Source organism: Dyadobacter ginsengisoli DSM 21015 (assembly GCF_059568735.1).
The window spans coordinates 199962-224480 of the sequence record NZ_JCANTY010000007.1; the positions used below are offsets into that span (position 1 = coordinate 199962).

A 24519-nucleotide genomic window follows, 5' to 3' on the forward strand; every position below is an offset into this window, starting at 1 on the left:
ATGACCCGAAAATTGGGCAGAATATGTGTCATTTCCAAACACGGATCAATGGCAAATCATTCCCATCCGGAAGCAATTTATCTCTCTATTTGCCAAGTTCATACCTAAAAACACCCGCTTAATAATTTTTTAATTGACTAACCTCTATGCGGGTACCTAGTTTTAGGCCGCAAAGTGAGAACCGGCACGGTACCTGATCACTGATGAGACACCTCCACGCCCCTGATTTGGAATCTAAATATTCTCAATATAATCCTATTTAAGAATTATACATTTCTCAACAGCTAAAAACCATTTCTATGAAGCTTCTCGAACCGACAATACCCACCAACCGGCCAAAAAGCCACCTAATGATCTGATAAACACAATATCAGAGCGCATCACCGCCCCATTTGTCACCAAAAACCAAGAAACGAATACTAATGCCGAGAAAACTTTAAACATTTACAAAGTTTTCTTAGTTTTTATCATTCGAAAATTTCAAATTTGCCCTGTGAAAGAGCGAATTATAAAATCAGCATTGCACCTGTTCTGGCGCTACGGCATCCGAAGTGTCACGATGGATGACATTGCCCGTGACCTGGGAATTTCGAAACGGACAATTTACCAGCATTACTCCGACAAGGAAGCCATTCTGGCACTGGTGATCCAGGAAGAGATCCGGACGCAGAAATGCGAAATGCAAAAAGTGGAAGAACTCGCGCAAAGTCCGATCGAGGAAATGATGTATGCTACGATTCAGATGCAGGATACGCTTTCGGACATGAATCCGACCTTATTATATGACCTGAAAAAGTACTACCCCAATGCCTGGGAGCTTTTTCAGAACTATAAGCAGGAGTACATCATCAAAGGCATCCGCGACAATCTGGTCAAGGGCATCGAACTGGGCGTTTACCGTACCGACATCGATGTAGACGTGCTTTCGCTCCTGCGCGTGGAACAAATCGTGCTCGCATTCGATCCGACGATCTACCCAGCGAAAAAATATAACATGATGCATGTCCAAATGCAGTTCCTTAAGCATTTTTTAAATGGGATACTTTCGGAAAAAGGATTTGAATACTACAACACCATCAAAGATAAAACAGCAATTGAACTCAATACCCATGAAAAATGCCAAAACAATCCGTAGCTCGATCACCGCGCTGACGGTACTGATAAGTTTTATTCCGTTGTACGCACAAACAGGCGGTTATTCGCTGAAAGAGGCGGTCGACTATGCGATCAAGCACAACCTGAATGTAAAGAATGCACAGCTCGACGCGGTTTCTGCGGAAGCGCGCATCGGTGAGATACGTTCGGCGGGGTTGCCACAGGTAAGCGCGAACGCCAGTGTCATTGATAATCTCATCATCCAGAAAGTATTTCTCCCGGGCAACATTTTTGATCCTTCGATTCCTAAGGATGCACCTCCTTCTGCGGTCCCGTTCGGTATTCGCTATTCAGGTTCAGCCTCGGCAACCTTAAATCAGCTCATTTTTAACGGCTCTTATTTCATTGGCCTGAAAGCTGCAGCGACTTATCGTGAACTGGCACAAAAGGGCATTACGCAGTCTAAAGTAACTGTCGCCGAAGGGGTTACAAAAGCCTACTATTCGGCACAGGTAGCAGAAGAACGTGCTAAACTATTGGACTTGAACATCGCACGCGTCGACTCATCCATGCGGGAAACCAAAGCGATGAATGCCAGCGGTTTTGTGGAACTATTGGACGTAAACAGATTGGAAGTGCAGGTTAACAACCTGCAAACCGAACGTCAGAAAGTTCAGAATCTGATCGAACTGAGTTATGCTTTGCTAAGATATCAGATGGGTATGCCTGCCAATGAATCTATCAAACTCACAGATGATATCAACGCCGTCAGTATCGATTCGTTGAGAACCAGCCTGGCGAATGCTCAACCCGCTTATGAGAGCAGGATCGAATTCTCCTTACTGAATACCCAGGAAAAACTGGCCTATCTTGATTTAAGAAATATCAAAGCAGGCTATTTACCCAGCCTCTCGGCCTCCCTTGGTTACGGGCATAACAATGGTCGTAGCAATTTGGGTGATCTGTTCACTTCGAAATGGTTCAACAATTCTGCCCTGACCCTTTCTCTCAATGTCCCGATCTTCGATGGCTTCTCTAAAAAGTATCAGATAGACCAGAAAAAGATCGCGCTCGACAAAGTCAAAAACAATCAGACGCTGCTGAAACAGTCGATCGACCTGGAAACCAATCAGGCGGCCATTAACATCAAGAATGCATTTGCCACATTGGAAACCCAAAAAAGAAACCTGACGCTGGCCGAAGAGATTGTCCGCGTTTCAAAAATCAAGTATAAGGAAGGTGTAGGCTCAAACATTGAAGTAATCAATGCAGAATCATCCCTGAAAGAAGCGCAAACCAACTACTTCACGGCATTGTACGATCTGATGATCGCGAAAGTGGATCTCAGCAAGGCCAAAGGCGAGCTCTATTCCGAATAATACCATTAACACTTAACAGAATTTGAAACAGCTACTTACCAATATCATGAAAAGACATATTCTGATTATAACCGCCGTTGCCACCATCCTGGCTTCCTGCTCTGCAAAAAAAGAGGGCCTGGAAGGCAAAAAAGAAGAGCTCGTTCAGCTGAAAGCACAGCAGGTCGAGAACGAAAAGAAAATCAAGGCACTCGAAATCGAGATCGGCAAACTCGATCCCAAAAAAACCACGGAAGCCAAAGTGAAGCCTGTATCGATCGATACACTGACTGCCGAAACTTTCAAGCATTACGTGGAACTGCAGGGCACGGTCGATGCTAAAAATAACGTGCTCGTTACGCCAAAAACCGGCGGCGTCATCGTGGCAATGTATGTCAAAGAAGGCGATGCTGTAAAGGCGGGCAGCGTGATCGGCAAGATCGACAACAGCATCCTGACCGAGTCGATAGAAGAGCTGAAAACCTCCATGAGCCTGGCCAACACGCTTTATGAAAAGCAAAAGAACCTTTGGGACCAGAAGATTGGAACAGAGCTGCAGTATCTGCAAGCCAAGAACAACAAGGAATCCCTTGAAAGAAAGCTCAGCACGTTGAATACGCAACTTTCCCAGACTAACATCGTGTCCCCAATGGCCGGAGTGGTAGATTTGGTAAATGTAAAAGTAGGTGAAATGGCTTCTCCGGGCGTCGGCGTGGTTCGTGTTGTGAATCTTGCCAATCTTAAAGTGACTGCCAAAGTTTCAGACACCTATGCGGCCAGCGTAAAAAGAGGCGACGAAGTAATCGTGAAATTTCCTGACCTCAAAAAGGAATACAAAGCCCGCGTTACTTTCGTAAGCACGGCGGTTGACCCCCTGTCACGGACCTTCACCATTGAAGCGAATTTACCTTCGGACCGCGATATCAAACCTAATATGATGGCGCAGGTACAGATTAACGACGCCACCAGCAAAGGTGCACTGGCAATAGATCAGAATTATGTGCAAAGCACTGAAAAAGGCAATGTTGTTTACGTGGCTGTGAATGAAGGTAATAAAAAAATCGCCAAAGCCCGCGAAGTGAAAACGGGTCTGAGCTACAATGGCAAAGTCGAGATTCTGTCAGGACTGTCGGCAGGTGATCAACTGATCACGCTAGGCTATCAGGAAGTTTCCGACGGTCAGCCGATCAGCTACTAGTAATCTAAGAGTGATGGCCACCAGGTCATTTATAGTCAGGAGTTGTGATAAAAAATCACGATTCATTCACTCATTAACATTAGCTCTATGAAATTTAGTGAATATAAAACCTTAGGCTTCACCAACTGGTGCGTAGAGAATCGGACGACGATCTACATCTTTACGTTCATCATCACGTTGGCAGGGTTCATGGTATACAACAACCTGCCCAAAGAGCAGTTTCCGGATATTAAGATCCCACAGATCTACATCAATACAGTTTACTTCGGAACGGCCCCGGCCGATATCGAGAACACGATCAACAAACCCATTGAAAAGCAGCTCAAATCGCTGAACGGGGTGAAAAAGATCAAATCCAATGCGTTGCAGGACGTTTCAGTGATCCTGGTTGAATTTACGCCCGACGTTGCGGTGGAAGTCGCGCTGCAGCGGGTAAGGGATGCGGTCGACAAGGCGAAAACCGACTTGCCGCAAAACCTCGACTCTGGCCCTACCGCGCAGGACGTTAACTTTTCGGAATTCCCGATCATGAACGTCAACATTGCCGGCAATTATTCTCTGAAACAATTGAAACAGTATGCGGAGGACTTGCAGGATGGAATCGAAGCATTGCCCGAAATAACCCGCGTGGATATTCTCGGTGCATTGAACCGCGAAATCCAGATCAATGTAAACCTGGACCGCATGAAATCGACCGGTTTGACATTTTATGACGTACAAACGGCCATCCAGGGTGAAAACATCAACATTTCCGGTGGAGAACTGAATGTAGAGGGCGTTCGCCGTACGTTGCGTGTAAAAGGAGAATATACCAATGTAGCCGACATGGCTAACATCCGCATCCGTACGGCCACGGGCGCCACCATACGCCTGGGAGACATCGCCGAAGTAGCCGACAGCTTTGAGGAGCAACAAGATTTTGCCCGCCTGGCCAACAAATCGGTTATTACCCTGAACGTCATCAAGCGCTCCGGAGAAAACCTGGTTGACGCCGCGGATAAAATCGAGAACGTTATTGCCGATTACAGAGAAAACCGCTTTCCGGCAGGTCTCGATATCAAAATCACAGCCGACCAGTCTATTCAAACCAGAGCCGACCTGCATGACCTGATCAACACGGTTGTACTCGGTTTCATCTTTGTAGTAATGGTATTGATGTTCTTCATGGGCGTGCGTGACGCGATCTTCGTAGGTTTATCGGTACCGCTATCCGCATTGGTGGCATTTGTGATGATGCCGATCATCGGGCCCATGGTGGGAACCGAATTTACATTGAACACCATTGTACTCTTTGCATTCCTGCTCGGGATCGGTCTCGTGGTGGATGACGCCATTGTGGTAATCGAAAATACGCACCGGCTCTTCAACCAGCATAAGGACTGGACGATCCAGCAGGCGGTAAAAGCAGCCGCAGGTGAAGTATTCATTCCGGTACTTTCCGGAACACTCACTACCATTGCTCCATTCTTTCCGTTGCTGTTCTGGACGGGTATAGTAGGGGAGTTTATGAAGTTCATGCCGCTAACGCTGATTATCACGCTCGGAGCGTCCCTTTTCGTAGCATATGTCATGAACCCGGTATTCGCAGTTTCATTCATGGGCCGACATGAGGATGAAAAAGAGGCGCACGATACCAGCTTTAAAGCGATCCGCAGACCGTTGATCATTCTCGTTGTCGCATCGATGCTTGGCTATGTAATCGACCGTGGAATCGGGAACTTCTTTGTTTTCATATTGATCCTCTGGGTTTTCAACCATTATATTCTGACACCAAGAGTCCTCGTACCATTCCAGGACACCTTGTTGCCAGGCTTGAAAAACGGGTACCGCAAACTTATCGACTGGCTTTTGCGAGGATGGAGACCGGTTGTGGCCATTGTGCTGGTATTCGGTTTATTGATCTTCACATTCGTACTGACCGGTATTGTACAACCCAAAGTCTTGTTCTTCCCAAGTGGTGATCCGGATTATGTGTATGTGTATAATAAACTGCCGATCGGCACCGACGCACGTGTGACCGACTCTGTGACTAAGATCATCGAGAAACGGGTTTTTGATGTTTTGGAAAAAGAAAAGGCCATGGACATGGTCAATTCCGTGATTGCTAACGTCGGTAAAAACGCGGGTGACCCGTATAACCCAGACCGTTCCGCTACGCCTCACAAATCCAAAGTAACGGTCGCATTTGTCTACGGCACTGAACGTGGCGGACGGTCGTCGGAAATGATCCTGCGTAAAATACGTGATGCAGTTTCAGGGATCCCGGGAGCCGAAATATCGGTGGAACGGGAAGCCGTAGGACCTCCAACCGGTAAACCGATCTCCATTGAGATTTCGGGAGACGATTTTGACGTACTTCGAAAACTCGAAAAAAACGTATTGAACCGTGTTCAGCAATCCGGCATCGAAGGTATTGACCAGCTTCGCTCTGACCTTGTGACCAACAAGCCTGAGATTGTAATCGACATTGACCGTGAAAAGGCACAACGGGAAGGGATTAGTTCACAGCAAATAGCGCTAGCCGTCCGTACCGCATTGTTTGGTCTGGAAGTGTCCAAGTTCCGCGATGATAAGGACGAATATCCGATCATGGTTAGGTTAGAAAAAGACGACCGTGAACAGATTGAAAAGCTCCTGAGCCTGAATGTCGTGTATCGCGATATGAATATGGGCGGAGCATTACGCCAGGTTCCCATCACATCCGTGGCTAATATTCATTACTCGACCACTTTCAGCCAGATCAACCGCCAGGATCAGCGACGCATCGTAACGCTTGGATCGGATGTATTGCCGGGTTATAACGCCAACGAGATTGTGGCGCAGATCCAAACCCTGATCGCCGACATAGAGGTGCCGAACGGCTATATTATCAAAATGGGTGGAGAGCAGGAAGAACAAAATGAATCGATGTCATTCCTCGGAACCGCATTTGGCGCTGCGATCCTGCTGATCTACCTGATCCTTGCGACTCAGTTCAACTCAGTGATAAAGCCTTTCATTATCTTCTTTACCATTATACTTTCGCTGATCGGGGTATTGCTCGGTTTTGTGATCTTCCAGAAAGACTTCTCAATCATCATGTCCGGTGTAGGTATCATTGCATTGGCTGGTATTGTGGTGAAAAACGGTATTCTCCTCATCGAGTTCATCGAGGAACTGCGGGGGCGCGGTTACCCTATGCGCGAGGCCATTATTGAAGGAGGAGCTATCCGTCTCACACCGGTATTGCTGACTGCGTCGGCAGCAGTGCTCGGTCTGGTGCCGTTGGCATTGGGTATTACGGTCGACTTCGTGGGCTTGTTCCGCGATCTGGAACCCCATTTGATCGTGGGCGGTCCAAGCTCGGTGTTTTGGAACATTCTGGCGTGGACCATCATTTTCGGTCTTACATTCTCAACCATCCTGACCCTCGTCATGGTACCTTGTATGTATTATGTGAACGAGCGTATACGCGAGAAGTGGTTCAGAAAGGGCAAAACCGAGGTGGTAAACCCGAACTGGCAGAACGAAACGATCTAACCGAATGTATGGATTATTGTCTGTTTTGGGGTATCTGAAATTTTTTACGCCAGAAATAGACAATAATCCAAAACATTCATAGATTTGCAACCCCAAAGAATGCCTTAGGGCATTTCACAAAAGTTCGGGATGTAGCGCAGCCCGGTAGCGCACTAGCATGGGGTGCTAGGGGTCGCAAGTTCGAATCTTGTCATCCCGACATTGAAAATCAGCCACTTACGACTTCATGTTGTGAGTGGCTTTTTCGTTAGGTCGAATATTTTTGTTCGTTATGGTTGAGTTTTTGTTTTTTTGACCATACCAAACACTTCCAATTTTGCGATTTCTTAGCTTTCCCGCGTCCACAATTGACATCAGTAGTTTTAGGGCAATTCCCGCCGGAAAGTATAAGTTTGGCTTATGTTAAGTCAATTTATGGGCAGTGCATTCACCACTCAATTTAGTCTTGCACCTCCGTTGACATCCAGCCAGAGATTATTGATAAGCTGGCCGGTGAAAAAGTTTATCCAGCCGCAATATATTCCGCTGGCAATCCTATTCCATATTTTTAATAGAAGTGATTAAAGTTAGGCAATTCCCTAATTGTGTAATTTTGGTTGTCTAGCTTCTTTAATGGACATATATCCTTAACTCGTAAGCTTATCTCCAACTACTGACAGAACAATTCTATTCCGACGTATGAAGTTTATATATTTTTTACTATTACTAATTGTTACTGGTTGCAAAGAGACTAACCTTCATCTTGATATTCCTTACTCAGGCGACAAGCTGGTTTTATGGGGGAACCTTAAGGCGGGGTCCCCCATAAGAATTCAAGTAACCAAAACCTTTAATCCCGTTGGTGCTATTCTGGAGGATGTCGGTGTTGCGGATGCAAAGGTGGGATTATTAATGAATGGCAAAGAATATATTGAACTGTCTCCAGTAGCCAACGAAAAGAGTTTTTATGTATCTGATCGTGTGGTAGAAGCGGGAGCCACCTACATTGTAAAAGCATCGGCTCCGATGCTACCAACCGCCGAATCAGCCCCAGTACCGATTCCATTGGATCTGCCCGACATCACAGTAGTAAGAACCCGGAATGTCCCCGGGGAAATCAACCACCAGACGCCTCAGGATTTGGCAAGTATATATTTTACAGCGCAGCAATCTCAGCCAGAAAAATATTTCACACTTACGTTTCTATCTTATTATGAGAAGGATACCGTATCGGCCAATCCGTATGGCGCCACCGACAATATACCTGCCAAGGAAGAGGATTGCCACACTTGGGCCAATGAAAAGATATCAACCTATCACAGTGAAGTTGCGGGAATTACTTTTGATCGTTTCGCTTCTGTTTTTTTGATGAGAAGTACATGCTTACCTGATCCTAAGACCCCAATCAAATTCTACATCCAAACGGGCAAAGGAACTCTCAATAATCCGCAATGGGCGCCTAAGGTTACCATGAGAGTTGAAGTCATTACAAAAGAGGCATTTGATTATGCCAAAATAGAATACGACCAACCCGAGGGCGTCGATCATCTCGTGCTTCCTCCGCAAAGAGCTTTGACCAATATCAAAAATGGTTACGGGCTAATTTTCGCTTCCAATGAAAAAGTGATCGAAATACCATGACGAAATATTTAATAACGGTCTTTTTCCTGGTCGCCAGTGCACACATCGCCTTTTCTCAGAAGTTGACTATCAGTGGAACCGTGCGGGATGCCGCGAACGGAGAGCTCCTGGTAGGTGCCACCGTCCGAGACAGTCTTTCTCAAACGGGAGTACAAACAAATGCCTATGGCTTTTTCAGTCTGGAAGTCCCCACGAGTAGCTCCTCACTTAAAATCAGCTTTGTTGGCTATACGCCTATTTATGTCAACAATTTTGACAAACATAAATTCCCTCTGGAAATCAAACTAATGCAGGCCAATCTTCTAAAAGAAGTGACGGTGAAAGAAATAAAAAATACGGATGCGCTTATTGGCAGTTTATCTATTCCGATGAGCAAACTAAAATTAATGCCCGCCTTATTGGGTGAGGTGGATGTTTTGAAAGCATTAAGTTTTACACCAGGTGTTTCCACAGGGACGGAAGGCAGCGCCGGCTTGTATGTCCGGGGAGGAACACCCGATCAAAACTTAATTCTGCTGGATGAAGTCCCTGTTTACAACGTTACGCACCTGGGCGGATTCTTTTCGGTTTTCAACCCAAGTTCTTTAAAATCAGTTGATTTATACAAAGGAGCATTCCCTGCCCGGTATGGTGGCAGACTCGCCTCGGTGATAGACCTAACCATGAAAGACGGCAACAACCAGAAATTTGGCGGGGAAGTGGGTATTGGGATTCTCAATCAAAATCTGACATTGGAAGGGCCGATCGTTAAAAATAAAGCTTCATTTATTGTGTCGGGAAGGGTCTCTACACTGGGACTTTCTTCCTTGTTGCAGCCCAAGAAAGCAAGCGGATATGGTGAAACCCGAAAGTATCGTTTTTACGACCTCAATGCAAAACTCAACTATCAGATTAATAAAACGGATCAGATTTATTTGAGCCTTTATAATGGTTTTGACCGCTTTACGTACAGCGAATGGAGTGCTAATGACGGAAGGGAGACAGAAACCTCTGTGGGTAATAATTGGGGAAACACGACCGCAACCCTTCGGTACAGCAAGGTTTTCTCAGAAAAGCTTTTTGCCAGATTCATTTTGCTCTATTCCAGGTACACCAGCGAATTGACCAATAACTTTGAAGATATTAACCTGAACACCGAACCTGTCAGACTTTATCGAGACACCAATGCAGGGATAGCCGATTTAGGCGGCAAAGTTAAGTTCGATTATTTTCTTTCTAATCAAGTAAATCTGAAATTTGGTTTGGACGCCACCAGACATTCATTTAGTCCCTTTGTTACAAAAAGCAATTATAGTGGCTCACAGAATGATACCGGAACAGGAAAGTTCCCAGCAACACAGCTGGATTTTCACGCAGATGCTTACATAAGCCTTACTCCTGAAATACACTTTAATCCCGGCCTCCGGTATAGCTTGTACAATGTCAGTAATCGGACTTTTCTGAATCCTGAACCGCGCCTGGGATTGAACTGGTCGCTTCCCGCAAACTGGACTATCAAGGGTGGGTACGCTATTATGAATCAATACGTTCACTTACTCACCAACAATGGTTTTGGCTTCGGTTATGATGCATGGCTTCCCTCAACGAACAAAGTAACACCTTCGCGAAGCTCGCAATTATCCATCGGACTTTATAAGACTTTTCCTCAGCTAGGTCTGGATCTATCACTGGAAGGTTATACAAAAAGGATGAAAAACCTGATAGATTATCCTGATGGCACCAATTTTGCCGGATTATTAGCCGGTTCCTGGGATGATATTGTTATAAAAAACGGCATAGGGCGTGTGAAAGGAGTTGAACTGATGTTGAGTAAAAAAGCAGGTCGCTTTAATGGGTGGATTTCTTATTCCTTGTCGAAGTCAGAAAGGAAGTTTTCCGAAATCAACGATGCAGCCTGGTACCCAATGAAATATGACAGACGGCATAATCTAGCGATAACGACAAACTATGCCATTGGGAAAAAATGGAAATTAAGTGCCGGCTTTATTTACCAGACAGGACATGCTGTTACTTTGCCGGAAGCTGCTTTTATTACTGAAAACAGTGGCGGCCCCAGGTTTATATATGATAAAAGAAACAACGGACGAATGCCTGCATTTCACCGGCTGGACATTGGCGCAAGCAAATCGCTGATAACTCCTCGCAAGCGGAATGCTGAATTACGATTGGGCCTGTACAACGCTTATAACAGAAACAATCCTTTATATCTGGATATGAAGACTGAACGGAACCGGGATTTCGTACCAACCGGGATCGTGGTTAAGCAAGTTTCATTTTTCCCAATACTGCCTTATATAGGCTACACATTGAAATTTTAAAAGTATCCTTAATAGTAATTAACATCGTCTATGAAAAGAGTATCCATTTTCTTTCTTGCCATTCTCCTGATATTTTCCAGTAATTTATTTGCACAGCAGGGCAAAGATTCCATTAAAATTGATGAACCATTAGACATTCCCCCTTATAAGGACTTAAAGAAAGGAGCTTTTACTTTTTCATTGAACGGTTCTGCAAATAATAGTAAGCAAAAAGCAGGCTGGTCTCTCACTCCCCAGGCTGGTTATTTGGTCGCTGACCGCCTGGTGGTTGGACTCCAATTGTCTGTGGCCAATCGATTTTCCAAGCAAAGAAAAAGCTGGGTAAACCTGGAACGTGGTGGAGTAAGGGAATACGCTTTTACACCAGAGGTCTACGCCCGTTATTATGTGCTTCCGTTTCGGTTTACTCCGTTTTTACAATTGTCATCGGGTTATAACTTTGGTGAATTTACAGCAAGCGATGATTTTCTCGGTACGGAAATTTCTATCAATACCAATAAATACGTCATGTTTGGGGCGCTTGGTTTAAGCCTGCGAGTCGGGAAATATATGGGATTGCAAATGCAATATAACTTGCCAATCGTCGTCGACTCCGGAGTCAATGAGATGATCAGAGGCAATCGTTTTCGGCTTGGATTATCCTTGTATTTCTGATAGTTATGTCATCGTATGGTATATAGCTAATACAAAGTTTCAAGAGCTTATGTCAGGGGTTACTCTCTTTGGTAGTACTCCTTTACTTTCCTCTGCTGATCGCTTTGGGTGCGGGGGCTACGTTATCACCTGCCTTGAAAAAGGTCTCCGTCTTTTCGGGAAAGATCTCTTACCCCTTGTACATGACGCATAATGCCGTGTTATGGATGTTTGGCAATTATTATATCAATCACAAACCAGGTACAATACAACTGGTTCTCATCATCATAACCGCCCTGATCCTGCTGGTTGGGGTGGCCTACCTGGTCATGGTCATTTACGATCTCCCCGCAAGAAAATATTTAAGCGATAAACAGATTGAGAGGCTTGAAAAATAAAAGGCGCACGGTGGTTGAAATACCTTTTTTGTCTATTAGTTGGCGAATGACTCATTGCTTCCCCTTTCTTAGTCAGTTCTTTTTGATAAATGTGATCCGGATCGGTCCGCCTTCATATGGCAATGCAAGTTCAGGATTAGCGCCCAGACAGTTCTTTTTAAGGTCGCCCGAGATGGTGTAATTCCAGATTCTTTCATCTTTACTTGTTTCCCAAGCGGTATCTACATCGCATGCATATACGCGTATGAAACCCGCCATCGTATCTGGAACAACAAAAGCGCCGTCGCCCGTATATCTGGCTTGCAGGTTTTCGAGGATACGACGGGTTGAACCATCACACCCACAGTCTTCATCAGCACCTTTTGAGCATGATAATGTAAAAAGAAACGGTAAGATGAAGTAGAATGGAGTCCTGCTAAAGAAACGCATACAAAACGTTGTTTGGTGACGCTCAATATAGACCCGCCAATAAGAAAATCGTTGGAACTTTCTTGCTAATTCCACAGACTTTTCAATCGCAGTTGCGCAGATTAAGGCCTCACCCTTTCCCCAAAATAGTTAGCTCCCCGAAGCGGCCGATTGTTTTAAGCAAGATTTATATTGTCCAAATGCATTGAATAGGTTGTCCAAAATTGAACGTGATCCTGTGCGCAATTGAACAGCTCACATGCCGTCATGGCCCTTCCATTTTGTTTTGACCACTTTTCCATTTTTGGTAAGGTATTTGTCAGACATTTATATAACTAATGAATCCAAATGAAGGGAGCGTATAGTTTCATGCGGCCTTCACTGATGAAAACTAAACCAGAATGAGTATCCTGACCCAAGCCATACAGATATGCTACAAAACTACGTGAAGATCGCCTTTCGCAACCTTGCTAAAAACCGCACTTATTCCGCTATTAACATTATTGGCCTGTCTGTTGGAATGACCACGGCTATACTGATCGGTCTTTGGATGTGGGATGAGCTCTCTTATAATAAATATCATCAGCACTACGACCGCATAGCACGGGTAATGCAGCATCAAACCTATAGCGGCACCACCAGTACCACCCCTGCCACGCCTCTTCCGATGCGGGCAGCTTTACAAAACGAACATGCCGGCGAATTCAGCCACATTGCTTCCTCGTCCTGGACAGAGGATTATATCATAGCCGTCGGAGAAAAGAAAATTTCAAGGAAGGGCAACTGCGTCGAGCCGGACTTCCCCGCAATGATGTCGCTGCGAATCATCAAAGGCACAGCTGGCGGCCTTGATAACCCTACTTCTACCCTGCTCTCGGAATCGGTCGCCAGGGCATTATTTGGCAATTCAGACCCGATCAATAAAACAATTAAGGTTGACAACAAAAATTACTTTAAAGTAACGGGCATATATGAAGATCTGCCGTACAACACCGAATTCCACGATGTATCATTTTTGCTGCCATGGAGCTTCTTTTTGCAGGAGACACCTTGGGTAAAACGCTCGGAAACGAACTGGGGCAACAACTCTTTTCTGTTGTTGGTGCAAATTGCGCCGAATACAAACTTCGATCAGGTGAGCTCAAAAATACAGAATATCAAGGCCCGGCATGCCAAAGAAGAAGCAAGGTTTAATCCCAAAGCATTTCTCCACCCCATGAGCAGGTGGCATTTATATTCCGAGTGGGAAAATGGGGTACCGGTGCGCGGACGGATCCAGTTTGTTTGGCTGTTTAGCATTATTGGCGCATTTGTGCTTGTTCTGGCGTGTATCAACTTTATGAATCTCTCTACGGCACGGGCACAGAAACGGGCCAAAGAAGTTGGCGTTCGTAAGGCAGTCGGTTCACTGCGCAGCCAGCTGATCGCCCAGTTCTTTAGTGAATCCATAATGGTCGCAATCTTTTCATTTGTACTTGCCTTGTTACTGGTACAATTGTTACTACCCTGGTTTAACCAGATTGCCGACAAGCAAATTTATTTTCCCTGGGAAAATGAGAAAACCTGGCTTATTGGTCTGGGTTTTACGCTGATGACAGGTCTTCTGGCCGGAAGTTATCCGGCGATCTACTTGTCTGGCTTTCGACCGGTCAAAGTCCTTACAGGCGCTGGTTCGTCTCTACGTGTTACCGGCGGCCGGTTCGCAGCGGTACCGCGCCAGACGCTCGTCGTGCTTCAGTTCACAGTATCTGTTACCCTGGTCATTGGTACGCTGGTTGTGCTTCGCCAAATTCAGCATGCTAAAAACAGGCCGGTGGGATTTGATCGTTCCGGATTGCTGTCTGTTGCGATGAACACGCCCGATCTTCGGGAACATGCGCAGGCCCTTCGCCAGGATTTGCTACAAACAGGCGCTGCCGTAAATATGGCCCTGTCTTCCAGTCCGACTTCCGAAGTCTGGAGCAGCGATGCAAGTTTCAGCTGGCCTGGCAAAGACCCTGATCAGCTGGGCGATCTTGGGACTGTGGGCCTTACCCACGAGTATGGCAAAACTATTAGCTGGGAAATCAAGCAAGGGCGCGACTTCTCCCGCGATTTTTCGACGGATAGCCTCGGAATGGTCATTAACGAAAGTGCCGCAAAATTCATGGGACTCAAAGAAGCCGTCGGGACGCGCGTCCAATGGAATGGCGATCATTATACCATTATTGGGGTCATCAATGATGTGGTTACCGGATCACCTTTTATGCCCATCCAGCCAACCGTTTTCATGCTGCGGGAAGATTGGGCTTCCTTCATCCATATCAGGCTTAATCCTGCCCTTGCAACCCAAGAAGCGCTTTTAAAGCTCGAACCGGTTTTTAAGAAATATAACCCCGGAAGCCCTTTTGAATACAAATTTGCCAGTGAGGATTATGACCGGAAGTTTCATGCAGAAGAGCGGATCGGGCAGCTTTCCACGACCTTTTCATCTTTGGCGATTTTCATTAGCTGCCTGGGGCTTTTCGGTTTGGCTTCGTTTTTTGCCGAGCAGCGTCAAAAAGAGATAGGCATTCGCAAAGTACTGGGTGCTTCGGTGACTAACCTGTGGCAAATGCTTTCCAAAGATTTCTTGATCCTGGTTATGATTTCCTGCCTGGTAGCCACGCCCATTGCATACTACCTGATGCATGACTGGCTGCAGCATTACACTTATCGAACTGCACTTTCATGGTGGATTTTCGCTGTGGCTATCGCAGGTGCACTTATTATAACCCTAATCACTGTCAGTTTCCAGGCAGTGAAGGCCGCGCTCCTGAATCCGGTGAAGAGTTTGCAGCATGAATGATGCGTTTCCGATAGAAATCCATCATTCATCACAAGCCGCGCCTTCATGCTATCTAGCACCAATCAACTCATTTTCAATTTTTTACGACCTAAAAAAGTTATGAAATAGTTGCCAAAACGGCCTGCAAGCTTGCCCACGCCAGAGGACGACATGGTGGCAGCACGACGATAAAATACATAGACAGAAAATGCCTTTATTTGCTTAAACTTTGTAACTAGTAAGTGAGTGAGTGCAGTTCCACCAGCCCACCGTCCACACCATGCAAATTCTCGATACTGCCATTTACCTGGGTACCAACGTGAACAGCTTCTGCGGAAACGGTATCTGGACCAGTGTCACCCAATACGCTGGTGAGCATGTATGCAATCACTCTTTACATGCCCATGTAAACCCGCATCTAACACTCTTTTTGGCAGGCGGGACGCTGGAAAAGCGCCAGGACGGAGAGTACGTTCGGGTTGCTGGTCAAACCGTTTTTTTTAGCGCGGAGCAGCCACATCAAAACAGCAACACACTTCCCGGCTCTAAAAATTTCAATCTGGAGTTTACCCCGGAATTTTTTAAAATATTTGATTTAGATGAGACCGATCTAAATAACGCCGTCTGTAACAACCCCAATACAACGTTCGTGTTGCTTAAGGCCTATCAGGAACAGCTGATGACGGGCAACGCTGCGGCCACTTCGATTGCCATGGCAGTACTTAGCCTGGCCAATTATCAACACAGAGCTGATGCTGGTCGCCCCGACTGGGTCAAACAAATTAATGAACTAATGCAGGACCGCTGGAACGAGCAAATTTCGCTGCAGGAACTTTCAACGGTAACCGGTATTCATCCGGTCACTATTTCCAAACAGTTTGCCCGGTACTTTGGCTGCACTTTTGGCGAGTATATGCGCAAGCTGAAACTGAAACATGCGCTGATCCTAATGAAAGACGCCAATGCTTCGCTGACGAGTATTGCATATGAATGTGGGTTTGTGGATCAGACCCATTTTGGCCGAAGTTTTAAACAACTGACTGGTTTGTTGCCAAAGGAATACAGGAAACTATAGATGGCTAATCTGATACTATTTTAAGCAGTTGTGATTACGGTCCTTTGCATAATAACACTAATGACAAAGAGCCATGAAAGTCCTCAGACACCCAACGCTAATTTTTTGTGTCCTTTTTTCGGTCCTTTTCCCGAAAATCGGCTTCCCGCAAACCTTGTCCAGAAAAGAACTGGAATCTGCCTTCACAAAGATGTCCAGCCTCATAGACTCAACGTATGTGTTTCCCGAAAAAGGCCGTCAAATAGCATTGCAGCTATTGCAAGACTATAAAAAGGGAAAGTTCGACGGCGCTGGAAACTGGAAGGAGGTTGACTCGTTAGCCACCCATAGTTTGAAGTTGCTCAGCAACGACGGCCACATGTACGTTCGATATGACCCCAAGACAGTAAAGGAACTGTCAGCTATTGAAAGAAAGTCACCTGCCGGTGAAGCCGACACGGTTGGGAAATCCGACAACCCGTTTTTCTACGGAAAGGATGCCGCAACCAAAAACTTTGGTTTGAGGGAAGTAATGGTAATGGAAGGCAATATTGGTTACCTGAAGGTTTCAGAGATTAATATCAGCGAAAAGAGTTTACCCATTCTCTTTGCCGCCATGCGCTTTGTATCCGGCACAAAGGCTTTAATTATCGATCTGCGTGACAATGGCGGCGGCGGCAGTGCAATCGGAAATGTCTTTGAAAGTTTTTTCCTGCCAAAAGACACCCCGTTACTTGAATTTAGAACCCGGACCGGAATTGTCGAGAGCGCTAAAACGGTAAGCTGGTTATTGGAAAAAAAGTACGACAACCCCTTGTTCATCATCATCAACAAAGGAACAGCGTCCGCTGCGGAGGCCTTTACCTACGGACTGCAGAAGCATAATCGGGCAAAGGTAGTTGGTCAGAAGTCGGCCGGTGGAGCCCACATGAATTCATGGTATCCGATAAATGAGCACTTGTTTATTTCTGTATCTACCGGAGCACCTACCTGGCCGGGAACAACGGAAAGTTGGGAGCAAAAGGGAATAGAGCCTGATCACATCGTTGATATTGGCAATGAAATTAACTTTGTAAAAAATTTACTTACATCGAATTGACGCTTCTTTTTGGTTAATCCAAAGCCTCGATTAACCAAGAAAGTACCTGGCAGTCAAAACCTTAAAAAAGTAGCCCCGGAATACTTCCGAGGCTACATGTATCCATCCGTATGGAGTGTTATTTGGCCACGACGATCTTCTGCGAAGTCACCAGGCCATTGCTGCGAACGACCTTTACAATGTACATCCCGGCATTCAGCCCGTCGAGTTTGACCATCCCGCTTGCCGAAACACCGGAATCCCTGACGGTTTTACCGCTCAGATCAACGATCGATACCCTCTCCACCAGTTGCGCATCCTGAATGTAAACCACGTCACGCGCCGGATTAGGATAAACAGACTGTACCGAACCGTGGTCGAACACTACACTTTTTATGCTGCTATATGCGAATGTCTCATCCTTGTCAACCATTTTCAGGCGATAAAGACTTTCGCCAGCCAGCGGAGCAGCATCAGCAAATGAGTATTTGCGCAGCACATTGCTCTCCCCGGACGATGCCACTGTCCCGATCTTGTTCCAGACTTTTCCGGTTGTACTGCGTTCGATCTCAAAGCGGTCACTGTTGGTTTCGGCCGTGGTCGACCAACTTAGCAATGTGGTCGCACTTTCCTTCCTGGCATCAAAAGCGACCAATGTTACAGGTAATGCACTATTTGCACCAAAAGTGAATGCCGAATATTTGTCGGGCGTTACGCCGATGGCTGTAATGCTACCGATACCGGTCAGCGAACCCGTCGTACCTCCCGCACTGCCCAGGTTCTCCCATTCGTTGGTAAGCGGGTTGTATCCCACCACCAGCAGATTAACCATAGTTGAACTGGCTAGCGTATTCAGATTACTCGCAGCATCCCATGTAAGGGTGACATTAACCGGCGACGAACCGTCCAGATCCCAGTATTCCACCTGGCTCACACCGGTGACATCGGTCTCCATGTTGGCTGTCGGGAATGGCGCACCGGTCGGCAATGTGGCCGTCCCCGGGTTTTCAGACCAATATGCCGCCTTGAAAACGCCGGATGTCGCAGGTGCGGAAATTCCGATCGGGCGCAATTTGGTGCCATCGCCGACAGGGAAAATAAACGCGCTGTTGCCTGCTTTGGATACATAGCCGTCAACATGGTTAGCGTCGTCCTGGCCGGTATAACTGGTTCCAGGCCCAAAACCCAGGATGCCGGGTGATGCCGCGCGGATTGTTCTGATGATGCCGGGCTGTATGCCCGCCCCTCCTGTAACGAAGGTATGCGTTCCGAACACCGTCATCTGCGTGCCTTCAAAAATGGTCGTGTTTCCCTGGCTGCCCTGCTGGGCAAGCGCCGGATCGACCATCAGCGTGAGCGACAGGCACAATGCCACGCTCAGGCCAACGAGCTTCTTATAAATGATTTTGTGCATAGTTCACTCATTTTGAAATGATAGCCTCCGACTTCTGTTGAGCAGCATTGCCAAGCATCGCTTTGATGCTCGCTACCTCAGCTTTGAGCGCGTTCATTTCGTTCAGTTGCGCTTTCAAAGCGGCGATTTCTTTCTGCTGATCCTGAACGGCTTTTACCAACAGTGGGGTCAGTTTGCCGTAATCCACCAACCACGGATTGGCTTTAACATTCTCGCCACCTTCTGAAACGGCATCCGGGAATATTTTGAAGAGATCCTGGGCAATCATACCCGTAGTCCGTGTTTTAGCAGCATTATTTTTGTAGTTATAATCAACCACGTCTATCTTCATCAAATCCTCGATCGAATAATGCGTATTTCTGATGTTTTCTTTGAGACGACGGTCAGAAGTGACGGCATACACCATTTGCGTTCCGTTATATCTGATCTGTCCGAGATCGTTTCCGTTCCCCCGGAAGACTACGAAGACGTCACCAGCGGCACCGTTCGTCTTTTTAGTCAAGGCAAGATTTGGGCCATCTGTCTGGACGGCGATCTGGGCTTCGTTGGAATTGTCATCCCAGTCCAGCAAAATTCCATCCTGGTCCGCTGTACCATTAAAATACAATGCCCCATCATTATTATTGTTAGAAAACAATGCCTTTCCATTGACATGGAAAACACGACGCGGATTAGTTGTGTTGATACCGACCTGGCCATTCAAACCTATAACCATGCGGGCATCATAAGTCCCGGAAATGAGGCTGGTTTGGAAAGTCAATGCTCCGTTACCATCATTTATATCATTCCGAAGCCCGATACGGAACAGGTCAGGATTGGCAGGGTTACGGGCGAAATCAATGAACGCTCCGTTGTTCGGTGCGATCGCTACGTTACGGTATAGCCTGATACCACCACCCTGAGTTAGCGTCGTAGAACCCTGGTTGTCGTTAGGACGTTTCAATAAAATGTTTCCATAGCGACGAATAGGGCCGCCTTTGGTGCCGCCGGCATCCTTTCCGCCTGTCAGTCCCAATAAAAACGGCGTTCTGCTGCTTGGAGCATTGTAAACTGCCCACACGCCGCTTCGGCATATCCATTGCTGGCCCTCGGTAGGACTGTCTTCCAGGATATCATTCCAGATTGTTCCTTCCGGATCCGCCCCGCAGGAAGCGCCCACGGGTGCCGGTCCTTCCCGGAAAACCTCCTGGCCGGCAGGGGCTTCGGTAACCAATTTTACCCAAGCCGTACCGTCGTAGTAATATTCGCCTGGCGAAACACCGTTATCACCGGACGTAGATGCGGTATTGTACACACGCGTACCAGCAATAATGGGCGCGCTGAGCGGGGCCGGGTTGTTGGTGGCCACCAGTGCAACTCGAGGGATCAAAAGACCTTTCGTGGCACTTTCCAGTTCCAGGATGGAGTTCCCGCTGATCGAATTAGGATTATCCCCGATCTTGACCTGTGCCATCAAAGGCAAGCCTACAAAAAGCAATCCGGCGGTGACTCCAAGTGCACCGGCAGTGCATGTTAGTAGTTGTTTCATTTTCATCGTTTGTAATTTGGTTTTAATTAATAAATCATTGAAAAACAGTATAAAACAGGCAGTTGGTTAATTTTTTAGATCAAAAAGGGTGCACCGTTTCCGCTCAAAAACACGGCCTTTCGACCTTGTTTCCGAATGGATACTATGATCTGCTTTATATATGAATGGGGCTTAAATCAGCTCATTGATCCGCGAGGATCATGGCTTTGTTTGCAATACAAATGACAGTTTTATGACAGTCCCTGTACAGATGCCTGCGATGCAAACTATATCTACAAAGTAGCGGGGAAAATGTATGCAATTTGATGGGCGAGGCGCGGATAGCCAACCTCAGATATTTGCAAAAAGCTGTTTTTCAACTAGTTGCAAAAAATATTTTCTACAAAGCATAGTAACATTTCTATACTTTTACTTCGCAAAATATGGAGCAAGAATGGAGGTATTTTTACTTCGGGAACTGGTTTTATGGGAGAGGCTACTATTTGTCATCTGAAAATGTGTCCCCATCGGACAAATGGTACATTTCGACCCGCTTAGCAAGATCCAGCAAATTATTAACGCCAAGCTTCTTAAAAATACGGGTCTTAAAAGTGCTGACAGTAGTGCTTTTTAAATTTAACTGACCGGCAATATCCTTCGTCCATTTTCCTTCCAGCAGCATCTCCATAACCACGAGCTCCCTTGCCGACAAACGTTCTGCCGGATCGGAAACGCCGTATTGCAGCATGGTACCCAAAAGCTGCGCACGGACAACGGGACTAAGGTATTTCTGCCCGTCCAGCACGACCCGGATGGCATCTTGTAACTCCGAAGCATTCGATTCCTTGGAAACGAACCCGGCCGCGCCAGCGCGAATGCAGTGGACACCGTACAGCTCTTCTTTTTGTCCCGAGAAAACGAGCACCGGAATACCGGGTTGCAGCGAACGCAACTTCTCGATGGCCAGCAAATGATCGGCGCCGGGAATATTCAAGTCAAGGATTATCAACTGAAAACTACCCTCGGAAACCGCCCGCACAGCCTCTTTGAAATTCACCGCTACATCCACAACCACGTTATCGAGCATCTCTTTGACGAGCATGCTTGTGGCAATGCGGACAATGTCATGGTCTTCTACAAGTAAGATTCGGGTAAGTAAGGACTGCACTGGACCTCTATGTCATGGGTGTGTTACCAGGATTGCGGCGGCTCGCGGCATGAATTAACAAAAACTCCCTGAAATTCTGGTAAAAAGTGTAGTATAATGTTTACATCTCGCTATCAATATCTAGATTGTAACCACAAGATACTATACTTAGCTTTGGTACTACGAAGCTCACCTGTTCCTACCATAAACTAAATTATCGTTCAAGATGAATGCATTACTCATTGAGGATCATGCCGTTGTCAGAATGGGCATGCGCCTTGTGATCCTTGAGGTATTTGAGAATTCCTCGATTTTTGAGTCCGAAGATTTTAACGATGGGCTCCGGATCCTCCGCGACAAACCGATCGACCTCGTCATTCTTGATATTCATTTGCCCGGAGGCCAGGATGTAAAGATGATCGATATGATCAGGGCCACACGGCGCAATGCAAAAATATTGATTTTCAGCGGATTGCCCGAAGATAAATATGCACTGAAATATGTACAGGCTGGGGCAGACGGCTATTTATCGAAACGGTCGGCCCCGGAAATGTATGGAGAAGCAATTTCGGCTGTGGTGAACGACAAGAAATACCTCAGCGAGGTAGTCCGCGAACAGCTGGTTACGCAATTGCCGCAGAATTACACCAAAATCAAGCGCCGGAAATGGATTGGGCTAACAGACAGGGAATTGGAAATCAGCAGGTTGCTGATCAAAGGTATGTGGACGAAGGAGATTGCCACCCAGTTGCAGTTGAAATTGAGTACTGTCAGTACTTTCAAAAAGAAAATTTTCCGCAAATGCGGCGTCACAAGCGCAATCGAGCTCTCAAAAATCATTGATGTCGCCGCTGCTTCCGGCTACTAGGTTGTTGATATTCGGGGTAGCCTCCCCCGGCAGGCTACCGCAACATTTCCATTTTCTCGGACAAAGCCACCAGATTACCTACTTGCAGCTTTTTGAAGACATTCGCTTTAAATGTGCTCACCGTGCTTTCCTTCAGATTCAGCATTTCGGCGATGGCCCTTATCTTATTCCCTTGCAGCAGCAAATGCACAACCAGCCGCTCCCGGGATGTCAGCGTCTGTAACGGGTTATGGTCCGAAGAATCCACATTCGATATGACCTGCGAGAGCAGTGTTTCCTGTATTTTTTTACTGAAATAAGTTTTCGAATCCAGCACCATGTCGATGGCTATCCTCAGTTCATCGCCCGAACTGTCTTTGGATAAGAACCCATGGGCGCCGGATGAAACCGCCGGCAGCGCGTAAGTGGACTCATTCATGGAGGAATACACCAGGATTTTAGTCCCCTTGCCAGCCGCGCGCATCTCCCTGACCGCTTGCATGCTCCCGCCGGGGGTACCAATTTCGACGATAATCAAGTCAAAATATTGGTTTCTAATCAGCTCCATCCCTTCTTCCAGACGCGCTGCGAGCGTAACGCGGGCCTGGGGTTTATGATCTTTTATTTCCCGTTTAATGGCCGATCGCATTAGGGGATGGTCTTCAATGACGAGCACTTTCATAGGTTGAAATGGTGGCTAATGGTGTAAATGGGTGTAAAAAGACGGTTGCCCGCAAGGAACGGGCCCGTGTGGGAGTTGTAATCGACACTGCCAGAATAATGAAGGGGGGCCGCTTCGCAACAAGTATCTCACCCGGCTGTTAAGCTTGTCGTGCTGGTCGACGAGCCGGCCTTTGTTTTCGACAAAGCCCTCGCAGTACGCATTAACAGAGGTTGAAAGCGTTTTGGCATCACCGAAAGGCTTGCAACACCGGCGCGTTCGGTTTCCGACTAGACCAGTTTCTGGACGCAAATGGCAAAGCAAGTCCAGCCGCTGATTGCGAAAGTAATAGTCTTCCTTGCATGGAAGTTGAGGTTTTGAACTGATTTCAGAGGTAATTTCTAGTGGCTATTCATAAATAAGCTTGTTATTTACGTGGGTAGGCGTGTGTGTATAGTGTGAACAGTTTTATCGCAAGCCTAGGTGATTGACAGCGGCACTGAAATTTACCGTTGATTTACCAAAACGGTTATACATATACGCAATTTATCGGCCTGACCATTTTTGTCATGCAGTGCCTTGCTCGCATCTCGGCACCAAAACTAATTATAAATATGTCGTATTAGCTCGAAACCATTAAAAGTAAACCATAGAAACATTTCTATTATTTTTAAAATACAGCGGCTTTTTGCGACAATTCAAATGTGTCGACTACATTCATTTTCCTGTAAATACGCTTTTTATAGGTACTAACGGTATTACATTTTACATTGAGCAGGAAAGCGATCTCTTTCGTGGATTTACCCTGCACTACCTGATTCATCACAATCCTTTCACGGCGCGAGAGCAACTCAAGTGATTCCAGCTCCTTCGTCTGATGTCCCGAGTCGAGCATCGGTAACAGCGAAGCCTGTAATTCCACGCTCATATATTTACCACCGCAACTCACCATCGCAATGGCTCTGGCCAGCTCATTTAGCTTTGCACTTTTCATGATGAACCCATCGGCACCAGCCCTTAGTGCCGGCAGCGCGAAGAGCCGTTCGGCCATGCTGGAATAGAACAGTATAGAGATATCCGTTTTGAGGGATTTAAGCAGTTTTACAATGTTGGGCGATGCCACGCCGTCCACCTTGATTTCACTGATAACCAGGTCGATAGCGCGTTCCCCTTGGATGGTGGCGGCGGCCGTAACCAGGTCGGCAGCTTCGAAAAGCCGGTAGCTGCCGGAAATACCTGCCAGAAAAACACCGAATCCGGTGCGCAGCAGCGTTTGGTCGTCGATAATCAGAATGTTCATGATAGTAAGGCTAATGCCCAGTCAATAGGGTACCAGCTGCCCTTCCGGGAAACCATTGGCGGAAGAATTCAAAAAGGGAATATGCGGGTGATGGTGGTAAAATTATAGATCAATGGTTTTTGTTACAACCGTTCAATCGCAAATAGTATATAGAAACA

The 24519-nt window shown here is 46.5% G+C and carries 18 protein-coding genes and 1 tRNA gene; 13 read left to right on the forward strand and 6 right to left on the reverse strand.

Annotated features, from left to right (window positions below):
- The first annotated feature begins 493 nt into the window (after positions 1-493).
- The 9 genes from BP71_RS25680 (at position 494) to BP71_RS25720 (ending at position 12139) form a co-directional block, all read left to right on the forward strand.
- Positions 494-1135, forward strand: a complete 642-nt coding sequence (locus BP71_RS25680; protein WP_496384440.1) for a TetR/AcrR family transcriptional regulator — start codon at positions 494-496, stop codon at positions 1133-1135.
- Positions 1110-2474: a TolC family protein gene (locus BP71_RS25685; RefSeq protein ID WP_496384441.1), complete on the forward strand. Its 1365-nt coding sequence runs from the start codon at positions 1110-1112 to the stop codon at positions 2472-2474. The genes BP71_RS25680 and BP71_RS25685 overlap by 26 nt, the downstream gene beginning before the upstream one ends.
- 46 nt (positions 2475-2520) lie before the next feature.
- Complete coding sequence (locus BP71_RS25690) at positions 2521-3651, forward strand: efflux RND transporter periplasmic adaptor subunit (RefSeq protein ID WP_496384442.1); 1131 nt, start codon at positions 2521-2523, stop codon at positions 3649-3651.
- Positions 3652-3738: 87 nt separating this feature from the next.
- Positions 3739-7170: an efflux RND transporter permease subunit gene (locus BP71_RS25695; RefSeq protein WP_496384443.1), complete on the forward strand. Its 3432-nt coding sequence runs from the start codon at positions 3739-3741 to the stop codon at positions 7168-7170.
- A gap of 125 nt (positions 7171-7295) precedes the next feature.
- Positions 7296-7369, forward strand: a tRNA-Pro gene (locus BP71_RS25700).
- Positions 7370-7848: 479 nt separating this feature from the next.
- On the forward strand, positions 7849-8790 hold the full coding sequence (locus tag BP71_RS25705; RefSeq protein ID WP_496384444.1) for a DUF4249 domain-containing protein: 942 nt from the start codon (positions 7849-7851) through the stop codon (positions 8788-8790).
- The gene (locus tag BP71_RS25710) at positions 8787-11108 is read left to right on the forward strand and encodes a TonB-dependent receptor (RefSeq protein ID WP_496384445.1); all 2322 of its coding nucleotides are present in this window, start codon (positions 8787-8789) and stop codon (positions 11106-11108) included. The genes BP71_RS25705 and BP71_RS25710 overlap by 4 nt, the downstream gene beginning before the upstream one ends.
- Before the next feature lie 30 nt (positions 11109-11138).
- Entirely contained in the window at positions 11139-11762 is a 624-nt protein-coding gene (locus BP71_RS25715) for a hypothetical protein (RefSeq protein ID WP_496384446.1), read from the forward strand.
- 68 nt (positions 11763-11830) lie between these two features.
- Positions 11831-12139, forward strand: coding sequence for a hypothetical protein (locus tag BP71_RS25720; RefSeq protein WP_496384447.1), 309 nt, complete (start codon positions 11831-11833; stop codon positions 12137-12139).
- 72 nt (positions 12140-12211) lie between these two features.
- Here BP71_RS25720 and BP71_RS25725 read toward each other — a convergent pair whose 3' ends face one another.
- A complete protein-coding gene (locus tag BP71_RS25725) occupies positions 12212-12568 on the reverse strand; it encodes a hypothetical protein (protein ID WP_496384448.1) in 357 nt (118 codons plus the stop codon).
- A 409-nt stretch (positions 12569-12977) separates the two neighbouring features.
- Here BP71_RS25725 and BP71_RS25730 point away from each other — a divergent pair, with 409 nt between their 5' ends.
- The 3 genes from BP71_RS25730 (at position 12978) to BP71_RS25740 (ending at position 17506) form a co-directional block, all read left to right on the forward strand.
- The gene (locus BP71_RS25730; RefSeq protein WP_496384449.1) at positions 12978-15374 is read left to right on the forward strand and encodes an ABC transporter permease; all 2397 of its coding nucleotides are present in this window, start codon (positions 12978-12980) and stop codon (positions 15372-15374) included.
- A gap of 298 nt (positions 15375-15672) precedes the next feature.
- Positions 15673-16428: a helix-turn-helix domain-containing protein gene (locus BP71_RS25735; protein ID WP_496384450.1), complete on the forward strand. Its 756-nt coding sequence runs from the start codon at positions 15673-15675 to the stop codon at positions 16426-16428.
- A gap of 154 nt (positions 16429-16582) precedes the next feature.
- Positions 16583-17506 carry a S41 family peptidase gene (locus BP71_RS25740; protein WP_496384451.1) on the forward strand — a complete coding sequence of 308 codons (924 nt, stop codon included), beginning with the start codon at positions 16583-16585 and terminating at the stop codon, positions 17504-17506.
- Between the two features lie 118 nt (positions 17507-17624).
- Here BP71_RS25740 and BP71_RS25745 read toward each other — a convergent pair whose 3' ends face one another.
- The 3 genes from BP71_RS25745 to BP71_RS25755 all read right to left on the reverse strand — a co-directional run bounded on the left by BP71_RS25745 (position 17625) and on the right by BP71_RS25755 (position 21574).
- A complete protein-coding gene (locus BP71_RS25745; RefSeq protein WP_496384452.1) occupies positions 17625-18899 on the reverse strand; it encodes a T9SS type A sorting domain-containing protein in 1275 nt (424 codons plus the stop codon).
- A gap of 7 nt (positions 18900-18906) precedes the next feature.
- Positions 18907-20427 carry a tail fiber domain-containing protein gene (locus BP71_RS25750; RefSeq protein ID WP_496384453.1) on the reverse strand — a complete coding sequence of 507 codons (1521 nt, stop codon included), beginning with the start codon at positions 20425-20427 and terminating at the stop codon, positions 18907-18909.
- A gap of 478 nt (positions 20428-20905) precedes the next feature.
- Positions 20906-21574, reverse strand: coding sequence for a response regulator (locus BP71_RS25755; protein WP_496384454.1), 669 nt, complete (start codon positions 21572-21574; stop codon positions 20906-20908).
- A gap of 205 nt (positions 21575-21779) precedes the next feature.
- On the opposite strand from BP71_RS25755, the gene BP71_RS25760 reads away from it, so the two are divergent.
- The gene (locus BP71_RS25760) at positions 21780-22421 is read left to right on the forward strand and encodes a response regulator (protein ID WP_496384455.1); all 642 of its coding nucleotides are present in this window, start codon (positions 21780-21782) and stop codon (positions 22419-22421) included.
- Positions 22422-22455: 34 nt separating this feature from the next.
- Here the strand turns inward: BP71_RS25760 and BP71_RS25765 are convergent, their stop codons facing one another.
- Complete coding sequence (locus BP71_RS25765; protein ID WP_496384456.1) at positions 22456-23082, reverse strand: response regulator transcription factor; 627 nt, start codon at positions 23080-23082, stop codon at positions 22456-22458.
- Between the two features lie 649 nt (positions 23083-23731).
- On the reverse strand, positions 23732-24361 hold the full coding sequence (locus BP71_RS25770; RefSeq protein WP_496384457.1) for a LuxR C-terminal-related transcriptional regulator: 630 nt from the start codon (positions 24359-24361) through the stop codon (positions 23732-23734).
- Positions 24362-24519: the final 158 nt, after the last annotated feature.